A 13,148-nucleotide genomic window follows, 5' to 3' on the forward strand; every position below is an offset into this window, starting at 1 on the left:
CGGACGCGATGCGGCTGGACGAACACCCCCTGCGGGCGCGGGTGCTGGCGGAGGTCCATGCCCGGCCGTTCACCCCGGTCAAGACGCCCCGCCGCTTCCTGCACTACGCCTTCCTGACCGACGGCGACGCCGCGGCGGCCGATCGCGACGCGCTGGAGGCCTATTGCACGGGCTTAGGGCATCCGGGCCCGGCGCCGGGGGCCAAGCAGCACCGGGTGGTGTTTTCCGGCGCGATCCTGCGCTGGGAGAGCCACAGCGAGTTCACCACCTATACCTGGGAGTTCGGCGACCCCCAGGGCCACGCCTTCCAGCCTCAGCCCGACGCCCTCGACGGCGCGATGGGGGAGGTGGCCCAGCCCGGCCCGCTCCTCGTCGCGGTCGACCTGCACCTCGTGCCGGCGGTCAATGACGGCTTGCCGTCCGACGCGGTCTCGGGATTCAACGCCGCCTCCCTGGCCATGGCGGAGGCGGAAGGGGGCGCGGCGGTGATCGCCACCGACTTCCAGCCCGATCCGCACGGCTATGTCCGCATCGTGGTCGCCGACCGGCGCCTGAGCCGCCTCGGCGCCGGCACCCTGGTGCAGCGCCTGCTCGAGATCGAGACCTACCGGACGCTCGCCCTCCTCGGCCTGCCGGAGGCGCAAGGCCTCGGGCCGACGATCCGGCGGATCGAGACCGCCCTGCCGCCCCTGATGGAGGCGATGCGCTCCAGCGAGGGGTTTTCGGAGAACCACGCCCTCCTCGACGAGCTGATCGGGCTCGCGGCGGAGCTGGAGGCCGGCGCATCCCGGGCGATGTACCGGTTCGGGGCGACGCGGGCCTATGACGAACTGGTGCGTCTGCGCCTCTCCTCCGCGGGCGAGCACGCGCTGCCGGGGCAGACGAGCTGGTCGGTCTTCCTCGCCCGGCGCTACAACCCGGCGATCCGCACCTGCACGACGATCGCCGAGCGGCAGGACCTGCTCTCGCGCAAGCTCGCCCGGGCGGCGCAGATGCTGCGGACCCGGGTCGATATCGACCTGGAGCGCCAGAACCAGGCCCAGCTCCAATCGATGAACGACCGGGTGCGGCTGCAATTGCGGCTGCAGCAGACCGTCGAGGGCCTCTCGGTCGCGGCGATCACCTACTACGTCGCCAGCCTCGTCCACCATGTGCTGGAGGGCGTCCACCATGCCGGTGTCCCGGTCGATGCGACGGTCGGGACGGCGATATCGGTGCCGCTGGTGCTGGTGGGGGTGTGGTGGACGGTGCGGCGGATCCGGCGGGCGCATGCGGAGCCGGGGGGGCATTGAGGAAACCGGCCGATGCCCACGCCGGCGTGCATCACCTCCGAGAGGCAGTGAACGAAGCGGCGATATCGGCGATCGAACGGACGAGTTCGTATTCGCTGTTCCGCGTGGCGACGAATCCCCATCGCTGCCAGAATGCCACGGCCTCTTCGTCCACCGCATGAACCATGACCGCACGTCCGCCGACGAGCGCCGCCGCCTTCACACAGCGGGTCAGCGCGTGGTTGAGCAAGCCTTTACCGATTCCGCGCCCTGCCCAACCGACATCTGTCGCAAGCTGGCCTAGCAGCAGGCACGGCACCGGATCGGGTGGCTGCCCGGTTCGGATCGCGCGCGGCAGAATGTTCGGAACGACGGCCGTTGGCGCCAGTCCATAATAACCGACCACCCGGCAGGCCTCGTGCACGACCATCACTGCCGTGAAGCCTTTCTCCTGGTTGGACAGGGCTCGTGTCTTGAGCCACCGATCGAGAACCAGCTTGCCGCATGAGAACGCCGCGGTCTCGTGCGACGCGCAGAGCGGTTCGGGCGCGGACAGGCCCACGTATCAGCCTTCGTCGTCTCGGTTGTCCCAAGGCGCGCGGTGTCTGGCGATCTCGACGATTTCAGGCACCACAGTGGCGGGCGCCGAAATGATGCTCATAAATTCCGCGAATGCTTCGGGATCGAGGCGAATCAGCCGCTGGTCCATCAGCACTTCTTCAGCCGTGAGAACGGCGGCCTCGCGGACGAAGTCGGTGCGGGACCTGCCGCGCAATCTCGCGGCCCGGTCGATCAATGCCAGGTCAGACTCCGGCAGGCGCATCGAGATCGGGTGATCCTTCCGGGCATTGGCGGGCATGACACCTCTCCTCCACGAGAAGGTAAGGGAGCGTCATGCATTCTGCAATACAATCCGGATCGCCTGAGGGGCGGCGCCCAATGGCTGCCGCCCCCCTCATCCCATCAATGCGCGTGCGCGCCGGCCGCCCCGATGCCGGTCTCGGAGCGCACGAACTGCGCCTCGAAGGCCGCCCGCTCGCGCTTGGCCCGGGCGCTGTTGTCGATCTTCGACACGATCCAAATCCCCAGGAACGCGATCGGCATCGAGAACAGGGCCGGGTTGTCGTAGGGGAAGAGCGCCGCGGGATGGCCGAAGGTGGTGACCCACACCGCCTTCGACAGCACCACCATCACGACCGCCGCGACGAGGCCGGCGAGGCCGCCGACGAGGGCGCCGAGCGTCGTGGTGCCCTTCCACAGGATCGACATCGCGAGGACCGGGAAGTTGCAGCTCGCCGCCACCGAGAAGGCGAGGCCGACCATGAAGGCGACGTTCTGGTTCTCGAACACGTAGCCGAGATAGATCGCCACCAGGCCGATCACCACGGCCGCGCCCTTGGACAGGTTGACCTCGGTGCGCTCGGTGGTGCGGCCGCGGGCGAAGACCTGGGCGTAGAGGTCGTGGCTCACCGCCGAGGCGCCGGCCAGCGTCAGGCCGGCCACCACCGCCAGGATCGTCGCGAAGGCCACCGCCGAGATGAAGCCGAGGAAGTACGGGCCGGCCACCGCGTTGGCGAGGTTCACCGCCACCATGTTGGTCGAGCCGTTCATGCCGGCGAGCTTGTCGTAGGTGCCGTCCGCGGCGAGCTTGAAGTAGCTCGGATCCGACATCAGCAGGGCGATGCCGCCGAAGCCGATGATGAAGGTGAGGATGTAGAAATAGCCGATCAGGCCGGTGGCGTAGAACACCGACTTGCGGGCCGCCTGCGCGTCCGAGACGGTGAAGAAGCGCATCAGGATGTGCGGCAGGCCGGCGGTGCCGAACATCAGGCCGATGCCGAGCGAGATGGTGTCGATCGGGTTCGCCACCGGGCTTTTCGGATTTCCGCTCGGGCCCATGATCGCGTCGCCGTTGGGGTGGACGCTGGTGGCGGCGGCAAACAGCTTCTCGGGGCTGAAGCCGTACTTGTAGAGCACGGCGCCGGCCATGAAGGTCGCGCCGAAGAGCAGCAGGCAGGCCTTGATCACCTGGACCCAGGTCGTCGCCTTCATGCCGCCGAAGGCGACGTAGACGATCATCAGCAGGCCGACGATGATGACGGCGTAGAGGTAGGGCAGGCCGAACAGCAGCTGGATCAGCTTGCCGGCCCCGACCATCTGGGCGATCAGGTAGAACGCCACCACCACGAGCGTGCCGGTCGCCGACAGGATGCGGATCCGGGTCTGGTCGAGGCGGAAGCTCGCCACGTCGGCGAAGGTGAACTTGCCGAGATTGCGCAGGCGCTCGGCGATCAGGAACAGCACGATCGGCCAGCCGACGAGGAACCCGGTCGAGTAGATCAGCCCGTCGAAGCCGAAGCTGTAGACCATGCCGGAGATGCCGAGGAACGAGGCCGCCGACATGTAGTCGCCGGCGATCGCCAACGCGTTGGTGCCGGCCGAGATGCCGCCGCCGGCGGCGTAGAAGTCGGCGGCCGATTTCGAGCCCTTGGCCGCCTTGTAGGTGATGCCGAGGGTGAACAGCACGAAGAACAGGAACATGCCGATCGCCGGCCAGTTCGTGGCCTGCTGCTGCACGGCGCCGAGGTCGGGACCGGCCGCGAGGGCGACCGTCGGAGCGAGGAGCGCGAGGATGCTGAAGGCGAGGCTTTTCATCGGGCGAGGTCCCGGTTCAGGTCGCGGGTGAGGTCGTCGAAGCGGCCATTGGCGCGGAAGACGTAGATCCCGGTGAGCAGGAAGGCGGCGAGGATCACGCCCACGCCGAGCACCAGGCCGAGCGAGGCGGTGCCACCGAAAACCTTCGTCGACATCAGGCCGTGCGCGAAGGCGATGAGCAGAATGAAGACGAGGTAGATCGCCAGCATCAACCCGGAGAGGATCCAGGCGAAGCGGGTGCGCTCGTGCACCAACTGGCGGAATGTCGGGTTCGCCAGAACCCGTGCGGTGTCTGCCTCTGCCATCGGCGGGCCTCCCCTATGTTTCTCTTCTGTAGCCGGACACGGCTCCGCCGCGCGCCGCGAGCGGCACGGCACGATGAAACCGGTGCGTCGATCCGTCTGTTGCCTGGTCTCGACAGGCTTGAGCTTGCGCCGACTGTCCGTGCTGCGGCGCAATAATCCCGATGACGCGATTCTCTAGCGAATGCCAGCGCAAAGGGACTGAAAACATCCGCGATGCGACGAAGGTCTGATAAGCGCGGCCGTCTCGTGCGGGATTAAAAAGGCCGGGGCCCCGAGCGGGGCCCCGGCCTCACGATCACTTCGCGCGGTTCTGCCGGTTCTCGATCAGGTCGTCGACCACCGCCGGCTCGGCGAGCGTCGAGGTGTCGCCGAGCGACGAGAACTCGTTCTCGGCGATCTTGCGCAGGATGCGGCGCATGATCTTGCCCGACCGGGTTTTGGGCAGGCCGGGGGCGAACTGGATCAGGTCGGGCGAGGCGATCGGCCCGATATCCTTGCGCACCCAGGCGACCAGCTCCTTGCGGAGTGCGTCGGTCGGCTCCTCGCCCTGCATCAGGGTGACGTAGGCGTAGATCCCCTGGCCCTTGATGTCGTGGGGATAGCCGACCACCGCGGCCTCGGAGACCTTCGGATGGGCGACGAGGGAGGATTCGACCTCCGCCGTGCCCATCCGGTGGCCCGAGACGTTGATCACGTCGTCGACTCGGCCGGTGATCCAGTAATAGCCATCCGAATCGCGCCGGCAGCCGTCGCCCGAGAAGTAGCGGCCCGGGAAGGTCGAGAAATAGGTCTGGACGAAGCGCTCGTGGTCGCCCCACACGGTCCGCATCTGGCCGGGCCAGGAATCGTCGATGCAGAGGTTGCCCTCGCAGGCGCCTTCCTGGACCACGTTGTCGCCGTCGACCACCACCGGCTTGACGCCGAAGAACGGCCGGGTCGCCGAGCCGGGCTTGAGCGGGGTGGCGCCGGGGAGGGGGGTGATGAGGATGCCGCCGGTCTCGGTCTGCCACCAGGTATCGACGATCGGGCAGCGCTCTTCGCCGACGACCCGGTAGTACCATTCCCAGGCCTCGGGGTTGATCGGCTCGCCGACCGAGCCGAGCACGCGCAAGGTCTTCCGCGAGGTTGTCTTCACCGGCTCCTCGCCGGCGCCCATCAGCGAGCGGATCGCCGTCGGGGCGGTGTAGAAGATATTGACCTTGTGCTTGTCGACCACCTCCCAGAACCGCGAGATCGACGGGTAGGTCGGGATGCCCTCGAACATCAGGGTGGTGGCGCCGTTCGCCAGCGGCCCGTACAGGATGTAGGAATGCCCGGTGACCCAGCCGACATCGGCGGTGCACCAGTAGATGTCGCCCTCGTGGTAGTCGAAGACGTATTGATGCGTCATCGACGCGTAGACGAGGTAGCCGCCGGTGGTGTGGACCACGCCCTTCGGCTGGCCGGTCGAGCCCGAGGTGTAGAGCAGGAACAGCGGATGCTCGGCCTCGACATGGGCGACCGGGCATTCGTCGGTAACCTGGGCGGCGGCTGCGTCGTAATAGACGTCGCGGACCGGGTCCATCTCGACGGCGCCGCCGGTGCGGCGCACCACGATCACGTGGTCGACGCTGTCGGCCGGAAGGCGCTGGATCGCCGCGTCGACATTGGCCTTCAGCGGCACCTTGCGGCCGCCGCGCAGGCCCTCGTCGGCGGTGATGACGAGCTTCGAGTCGCAGCCCTGGATGCGGCCGGCCAGCGAATCCGGCGAGAAGCCGCCGAACACCACCGAGTGGATCGCGCCGAGCCGGGCGCAGGCCAGCATGGCGTAGGCGGCTTCCGGAATCATCGGCAGGTAGATGGTGACCCGGTCGCCCTTGGAGACGCCGCGGTTGCGCAGGACGTTGGCCATCCGGCACACCTGCGCATGCAACTCGCGGTAGGTGATATGGCGCGATTCCGACGGATCGTCGCCCTCCCAGATGATCGCGACCTGGTCGCCACGGGTCTCGAGGTGGCGGTCGATGCAATTGTAGGCGGCGTTGGTAACGCCGTCGGAGAACCACTTGATCGAGACGTCGCCGGGGCCGAACGTCGTCTCCTTCACCTTGGCATAGGGGGTGAACCAGTGGATCCGCTTGCCGTGCTCGCGCCAGAACGCCTCCGGATCACGGATCGAGGCCTCGTACCAGGCCTGATACTTGGCCTCGTCGATATGCGCCCGCGCCCGCGCATCCTGGCTGACCTCGACGACCCGCTGGTTCATGGCGCTCCTCCCCTGTATGCCGTGCCCGGTCGAGGACCGGTTGGTTGCAGCCGGTTTAGGCGCCGGCTCGCCGCGCCCGCAACCGCTCATTCCGTCTAATGCAGACCGGATTAATGCGCCCGGGCCGACGTAACGGTGACGCGCCCCTCTACTCGGTGCAACCGGCGCAGATGCCGGTGTCGATGTGGCGCTGGATCGCGCGGTCGCGCTCGCGCAGTTCCGGGGTCAGGCCGGCATCGGGGCCCAGCGCCGCGCCCGGCGGCTTGGTCTGGCCGACGCCGGTGGTCTCGCGTGGGGCGATGGAGCCGGTGACGCCGGGATCGCGCGAAGGGGGCTCGGACTGCGCCAGCAGCGGGAAGGGGGCGAGGGCCGCCGTGAACAGGGCGGCGGCGAGATGCGCGTGACGCATGGAGGCCTCCTTCGATAATCCGAAGTGCCCGGAAATCGATTCCGGGTCTCTCGTAAGGACAACGTAAGGGCATCGCCCCGGTTCACGATTGATATGTGCGCCCGAGCACTTGCCTGTCGGTACGGCAGCGGGTGCGCCTCCGCCTCATGAATTCGGGGCGATCGCGCGAGGCGCAAGGCTGTCCCGGATCGAGAAATGGCGCTGGATTCCCCTCTCCCCGCGGGCGGGGAGAGGGCTGCTGACCCCTTGTAGGGTCAGCAGCGAGCCCGCAGGGCGAGGGTGAGGGGGTGTTTCCGGAAGAGCCTCATCCGGAAACACCCCCTCACCCTCGCTCCGGCTTCGCCTCCGCTTGCCGTGTCTCCTGAACGTCGACACGGCCCTCTCCCCGCCCGCGGGGAGAGGGGATGTACCGCGCGTTTTCTTTCCCGGAACAGCCCTGCGCGAGGCCGGCGGGGCGATGCCCGCTCAATAGGTCCAGCGCTGCGCCTTCGCGACGAGGAAATCCCGAAAAGCCTGGACGCGGGCGACCGTCCGCATCTCCTCGGCATAGACGAGGTAGCTCTCGAGGTTCGGCATCTCGTAGTCGCGCAGGACCTGAACCAGCTGCTCGTTTCCATCCGCCACGTAGTCCGGCAGGATGCCGATCCCGGCGCCGGTCTCGACCGCGAGCTGCAAAGCCGAGATGTTGTTGACCGTGAAGTGGATGGTGCGGTGCTCGCGCCCCTCGCGGCCGACGGTGGCGAGCCAGTGGGTCGCCATCAGGTAGGAGGGCTGATCGCCGCCGAACGAGACCAGGCGGTGCTTGTCGAGATCGTCGATCGTCTTCGGCTCGCCGAACCGCTTCACGTATTCGAGCGAAGCGAAGACATGGTAATGTACGGTGAAAAGCCGACGCTGGATCAGGTCGGGCTGGGCCGGGCGGCGCAGGCGGATCGCCACGTCGGCCTCGCGCATCGCGAGGTCCAGTTCCTCGTTGGTGAGGATCAGCTCGACGCGCACATCCGGGTGCAGGTCGAGGAATTCGGCGACCCGCTGGGCGAGCCAGGCGGTGCCCAAGCCCACCGTCGTCGTCACCTTGAGGTCGCCCGAGGGGCGCTCGCTGGTCTCGACGAGGCGCGCCCGCGTGGTCTCCAGCCGCATCTTCATGTCCCGGGCGGCCCGGAACAGGAGATCGCCCTGCTCGGTCAGGATCAGCCCGCGGGCGTGGCGGTGGAACAGCGGCGCCTTCAGTTCCCGTTCGAGGGCGCTGATCTGGCGGCTGACCGCCGACTGGCTGAGCCCGATATCGTCGCCCGCCTTGGTGAAGCTGCCGGCTTCGGCGACGTTGAGGAAAATCCGGATCTTGTCCCAGTCCACGGCCGTCAAACCCCTCGCCAGAGCCCCGGCCGGCTGGTTTAGAGCCGGTGAGTTCAGAGCGAACGCCACAAGGCCGGAACCGGGGCTCATCCCCGGCCCCGGTACAATTCTCCTACTCGGCCGCGGCCTGGCGCGGCGCTTCGCCGATCGCCAGGTTGGCCAGGTACTTCTCCGCCTCGAGAGCGGCCATGCAGCCCATCCCGGCGGCGGTGATCGCCTGCCGGTAGACGTCGTCGGTCACGTCGCCGGCGGCGAACACCCCGGGGATCGCCGTCATGGCGGTGCCGGGCGTGACTTCCAGGTAGCCGCCGGCCCGGAAGGGCAACTGCCCCTCGAACACGGCCGTGGCCGGCTGGTGGCCGATGGCGACGAACACGCCGTCGGCCTTGCGCTCGGTGATCGCGCCGCCGACCGTGTCGCGCAGACGGACATGGGTGACCGAGGGGGCCGGCTTGTCCTGGCCGCAGATCTCCTCGATCGCGTGATTCCACACCACCTCGACGTTCGGATGCTTGAACAGGCGCTCCTGCAGGATGCGTTCGGCCCTGAACGTGTCGCGGCGGTGGACCACCGTGACCTTGGAGGCGAGATTGGCGAGGTAGAGCGCTTCCTCGACCGCGGTGTTGCCGCCGCCGACGACCACGACCTCCTTGCCCCGGAAGAAGAACCCGTCGCAGGTGGCGCAGGCCGAGACGCCGAAGCCCTGGAACTTCGCCTCGGAGGGCAGGCCGAGCCACTTCGCCTGGGCGCCGGTGGCGATGATGAGCGCGTCGCAGGTGAAGACGGCACCCGAATCCGCCTCGAGCCGGAACGGCCTTTGCGAGAGATCGACCTTGGCGATGTATTCCGAGACGATCCGCGTGCCGACATGCTCGGCCTGGAGGCGCATCTGCTCCATCAGCCACGGGCCCTGGATCGCCTCGGCGAAGCCCGGATAGTTCTCGACGTCGGTGGTGATCATCAGCTGGCCGCCGGGCTGGAAGCCCGAGATCAGCAGCGGCTCGACCATGGCGCGGGCGGCGTAGATCGCGGCGGTGTATCCGGCCGGGCCGGAGCCGACGATCACGAGCTTCTCGTGCTGGGGAGCCTGCTTGGTCGTGGACATAAGGATCTCCGGGGCTGCCGCCGAGCGGGCCTCAGGAGGCCGTCCGGCGGGCGAGCGCGTCGCGATGCCCGATATAGGCATTCGCCACAGCCTGCGCGATCGCGAGTGTCATGTCTAAGGGCTTGCACCGTAACGGTTCAACCCGTCCCGTGAAAGGATGCACAGGTCCGTGCCGTTTCAGCGCGTCGTACAGCGTGTGATGGCGTTGATAGAGGTTGTGCGGCTCGAACAACCGGACCGGGACGCCGGCGGCACAGGCCTCCGTCACCATGTTGGCCGAGTCGGCCGTCGCCACGATCGTGTCGGCGAGGGCCAGGAGGGCGAGATAGGGGTTCTCGCCGCTGCCGTCCCAGAAGAAGCCGCCATGCCGGCGGGCGAGATCCGCAAGCGCCGCCCGTAAGCGGTCCGGCGTGCGCCGCGACGTGGTGATCATCAGGCTCGCCTCGCCGGCCAGGCGCTCCAGCCCGGCGAGCAGGTTTCGCGCGTCCTCGTTAGAGAAGCGCCCGTGCCGGCTGTCACCGCCGACCAGCACCGCGGCGCGGGGGCGGGGGAGGGCGGCGAGCCGCGGATCGGGATGGTGTCGCGCGGCGGCGAGGCGGTCGGGCGAGACCGGGTGCGGGCCGGTCTCGGTCACGATCACGTTCGCGCCGCGCAAGGAATCGTGCGCCGGCACCCAGATCAGGTCGGCGGCCCGGGGGCCGATGCGCGGATCGCGCAGGAAGACCGTGAAGGTTTCGTTCCTCGAACGACGCTTGACCGCGCGGAGCGCCGGCACCGCCCGGCGGCCGGTGGCGATGGCGAGATCGGGCAAGGGCGGCGTCAGCGCCCGCTCGCGCGGATCCGCTGGGCCGCGGGGCGCGAGCCAGGAGAAGGGCGGGCGCGGCGCGACAACCCGCTCCTGCGCCACCACGCCCAACGCCGCGGCGAGGCCACGGCAGGGCGCGAGGTCGCCGGCCTTGCCGTCGGTGATCAGCCAGGCCGTGGTGCCGGCCGGCAGAAGGGGAGAGGGGGAGGCCACGATGCGGCGATGTGGCGGCGGGGCAAGCGCTGTCAAGGCTCGGGCGAAGGCGGACCGGGAATTCCGGGGCAAGCAGCGGGCAGGACGCTGGACCATCGATCAGCGCCGCCCATCCCGCCAAGTCCCGCGGGTGCCGCAGGCTTGAGCTTGACGCGCCGAATCGGCTGGGCCACCCTCTCTCAGGTCAAGCACTCGACAGGCTCCTCGCGGCCCCCGCGGGGAGCCTTCTCCGTTGAAGGACGGCGCGTCCGCATGACCAGTTCCAACCGCTCGACGCATATCCGGCTCACCTCGCATCCGGAGCCCGGCGCCGCCCGCTGGCCGATCCGCTGGGGCGCCGCCGACCCGCGCGAGCGGGGCCCGATCATCGGCACCGTCACAAACCCGGCCGACCGCAACGTGGTCGGGGCCAATGGCGGCGCCTATTCGCTCTACCGGGCGCTCGCCATCGCCGGCCGGGCGATGAACCCGCTGGCGCGGCCGGACCTCACCAACACCCATCCGGTGGTGGCGATCGGGCCGCACCCGCAATGGGCCGACCCGGACAAGATCGTCTCGCTCGATCCCTGGGGGCACATGCCCGGCGAGGTCTTTCGCGATGCGATCGGCACCGGCACGGACATCAGGCCGACCATCGCGGTCACCAAGGCGCGGTTGAGCCTGCCGGAGATCCTGGCGGCGATGGGCGCCCATCGCCTCGCCGCCGACGGCACGGTGCTGCATGCCACCGGCGACATCTCGGTCACCAAGATCGCGGTCGATCCGGTCTGGTACCTGCCGGGCGTCGCCGCCCGCTTCGGCACCAGCGAGACGAACTTACGCCGCACGCTGTTCGAGCAGACGGGCGGCATGTTCCCGGAACTCGTCACACGGCCGGACCTCCAGGTCTTCCTGCCGCCGATCGGCGGCTGCACCGTCTACGTGATGGGCGAGGTGGCGGGCCTCACCGATCCGCGCCGGCGCATCGCCTGCCGGGTCCACGACGAGTGCAACGGCTCGGACGTGTTCGGCTCCGACATCTGCACCTGCCGGCCCTACCTCACCCACGGCATCGAGGAATGCGTGCGCGAGGCGCAGGCCGGCGGCACCGGCGTCATCGTCTACAACCGCAAGGAAGGCCGCGCGCTCGGCGAGGTGACCAAGTTCCTGGTCTACAACGCCCGCAAGCGCCAGGAGGGCGGCGATTCCGCCGCCACCTATTTCGAGCGCACCGAATGCGTCGCCGGCGTCCAGGATGCCCGCTTCCAGCAATTGATGCCCGACGTGCTGCACTGGCTCGGCATCCGCCGCATCGACCGGCTGATGTCGATGTCGAACATGAAGTTCGACGCGATCACCGGATCGGGCATCGAGGTCGGCGAGCGGGTGCCGATCCCGCCGGAGCTGATCCCGCCGGATGCCTCGGTGGAGATGGAAGCCAAGAAGGCGGCGGGCTACTACGCGCCGGACGGCGTCACCGACTCCCTCGACGCCGTGAAGGGCCGCGACCTCGAGCGTTTCTGACATCGCCCGATGGCGCCGCCAAACACCCCTGGAGATGCCCGTGCCTGAGTTTTCGACCGCCCGCAGCCTGCTCTCGGCTCGCGCAGTGCGCGCCCGCGCCGAGACCCTGCTCAAGGCCGGACTCGACGGGCAGCTCGACCATTTCGTCGTCGATCTCGATCGCCTGGGGGCTTGCGCCGACGCGGTGGTCGAGACCATCCGCGAGGCCTATCCCGACCTCGCCATCCCGTATCACGCCCGCTGGCGCCATTTCTCGGTCGGCGGATTCGAGCGCTGGGGCTCCCTCGTCCACGCAGCCCCCTTCGAGGACCCGGCCGAGCAGGCCCGGGCCGCCTTCGACCTCGTGGTGGTGAGCGTGCTGCTGGATGCCGGCGCCGGCCCGACCTGGCGCTACGAGGAGGGCCGCACCGGCGAGACCTATGCCCGCTCCGAGGGGCTGGCGGTGGCGAGCTTCGACATGTTCGTGTCGGGCCTGTTCTCCTCCGCGCCCGAGGATCCGTTCCGGGCCGATGCCCGCGCGCTCGCGACCCTGACCGAGGCGGAACTCGCCGACGGCTTCCAGGTCACCCCGACCAACCCGCTCGTCGGCCTGTCCGGCCGCACCGCGCTCCTCAACCGCCTCGGCCAGGTCGCGGCGGCCGACCCGGAGGGTTTCGGGCCGGATGCCCGCCCCGGCTTCCTGTTCGACCGCATCAAGGCCAAGGCTCATGATAGCGCCGTCTCGGCCGAGGCGGTGCTGGAGGTGCTGCTGACCCATCTCGGGCCGATCTGGCCCGGCCGCATCGTCCTCGATGGGGTCGACCTCGGCGACACCTGGCGGCACCCGCTCGCCGGCGGCACCGGTCCGACGGAGGGGCTGGTCCCGTTCCACAAGCTGTCGCAGTGGCTGGCCTATTCGCTGCTGGAGCCGCTGGAGGAGGCGGGCCTGACCGTCACCGGCCTCGACGCCCTGACCGGCTTGCCCGAATACCGCAATGGCGGCCTGTTCCTCGATACCGGGGTGCTGGCCCTGCGCCGGCCCGAGGAGGCGAAGGTGGCGCACCCGGTCGAGTCGCGCCTCGTCGTCGAGTGGCGGGCGCTCACCGTGGCGCTTCTCGACCGGCTGGCGCCGCTGGTGCGCCAGAGGCTGGAGATCGAGGACCCGGCCGACCTGCCGCTCGCCAAGGTGCTGGAGGGCGGCACCTGGGCCACCGGCCGGCGGCTCGCCAAATCCTTGCGGCCGGAGGGTGCGCCGCCTCTCGCCATCGCGAGCGACGGCACCGTATTCTGAAAGACTTGAGC

12 protein-coding genes are annotated in these 13,148 nt (G+C 69.1%); 3 read left to right on the top strand and 9 right to left on the bottom strand.

Going from position 1 to position 13,148, the window contains the following annotated elements; translation table 11 throughout:
- Positions 1-8: 8 nt before the first annotated feature.
- Positions 9-1,292, top strand: coding sequence for a DUF3422 family protein (locus AC3AOF_RS01440; protein ID WP_236990763.1), 1,284 nt, complete (start codon positions 9-11; stop codon positions 1,290-1,292).
- Between the two features lie 31 nt (positions 1,293-1,323).
- On the opposite strand, the gene AC3AOF_RS01445 is transcribed toward AC3AOF_RS01440, so the two are convergent.
- The 9 genes from AC3AOF_RS01445 to AC3AOF_RS01485 form a co-directional block, all read right to left on the bottom strand.
- Positions 1,324-1,833 (bottom strand): GNAT family N-acetyltransferase, encoded by a 510-nt coding sequence (locus AC3AOF_RS01445; RefSeq protein ID WP_236990764.1) that lies wholly within the window; start codon positions 1,831-1,833, stop codon positions 1,324-1,326.
- A 3-nt stretch (positions 1,834-1,836) separates the two neighbouring features.
- The gene (locus AC3AOF_RS01450; protein WP_236990765.1) at positions 1,837-2,130 is read right to left on the bottom strand and encodes a type II toxin-antitoxin system TacA family antitoxin; all 294 of its coding nucleotides are present in this window, start codon (positions 2,128-2,130) and stop codon (positions 1,837-1,839) included.
- Between the two features lie 104 nt (positions 2,131-2,234).
- Positions 2,235-3,926, bottom strand: a complete 1,692-nt coding sequence (locus AC3AOF_RS01455; protein WP_488347486.1) for a cation acetate symporter — start codon at positions 3,924-3,926, stop codon at positions 2,235-2,237.
- The gene (locus AC3AOF_RS01460; RefSeq protein WP_488347487.1) at positions 3,923-4,231 is read right to left on the bottom strand and encodes a DUF485 domain-containing protein; all 309 of its coding nucleotides are present in this window, start codon (positions 4,229-4,231) and stop codon (positions 3,923-3,925) included. Before AC3AOF_RS01460 ends, AC3AOF_RS01455 begins: the two co-directional genes overlap by 4 nt.
- 295 nt (positions 4,232-4,526) lie before the next feature.
- Positions 4,527-6,476: an acetate--CoA ligase gene (acs, locus tag AC3AOF_RS01465; RefSeq protein ID WP_488347488.1), complete on the bottom strand. Its 1,950-nt coding sequence runs from the start codon at positions 6,474-6,476 to the stop codon at positions 4,527-4,529.
- 148 nt (positions 6,477-6,624) lie between these two features.
- Complete coding sequence (locus AC3AOF_RS01470) at positions 6,625-6,885, bottom strand: hypothetical protein (RefSeq protein WP_488347489.1); 261 nt, start codon at positions 6,883-6,885, stop codon at positions 6,625-6,627.
- Between the two features lie 465 nt (positions 6,886-7,350).
- Positions 7,351-8,241, bottom strand: a complete 891-nt coding sequence (locus AC3AOF_RS01475) for a LysR family transcriptional regulator (RefSeq protein WP_203156219.1) — start codon at positions 8,239-8,241, stop codon at positions 7,351-7,353.
- A 112-nt stretch (positions 8,242-8,353) separates the two neighbouring features.
- The gene (gene trxB, locus AC3AOF_RS01480; protein ID WP_236990770.1) at positions 8,354-9,346 is read right to left on the bottom strand and encodes a thioredoxin-disulfide reductase; all 993 of its coding nucleotides are present in this window, start codon (positions 9,344-9,346) and stop codon (positions 8,354-8,356) included.
- 31 nt (positions 9,347-9,377) lie between these two features.
- The gene (locus tag AC3AOF_RS01485) at positions 9,378-10,364 is read right to left on the bottom strand and encodes a mitochondrial fission ELM1 family protein (protein ID WP_488347490.1); all 987 of its coding nucleotides are present in this window, start codon (positions 10,362-10,364) and stop codon (positions 9,378-9,380) included.
- A gap of 252 nt (positions 10,365-10,616) precedes the next feature.
- On the opposite strand from AC3AOF_RS01485, the gene AC3AOF_RS01490 reads away from it, so the two are divergent.
- Positions 10,617-11,867 (top strand): GTP cyclohydrolase II, encoded by a 1,251-nt coding sequence (locus AC3AOF_RS01490; protein ID WP_488347491.1) that lies wholly within the window; start codon positions 10,617-10,619, stop codon positions 11,865-11,867.
- A gap of 34 nt (positions 11,868-11,901) precedes the next feature.
- Positions 11,902-13,137 (top strand): URC4/urg3 family protein, encoded by a 1,236-nt coding sequence (locus tag AC3AOF_RS01495; protein WP_488347492.1) that lies wholly within the window; start codon positions 11,902-11,904, stop codon positions 13,135-13,137.
- Positions 13,138-13,148 lie beyond the last annotated feature (11 nt).

This window comes from Methylobacterium sp. 142-1Y (assembly GCF_057747795.1).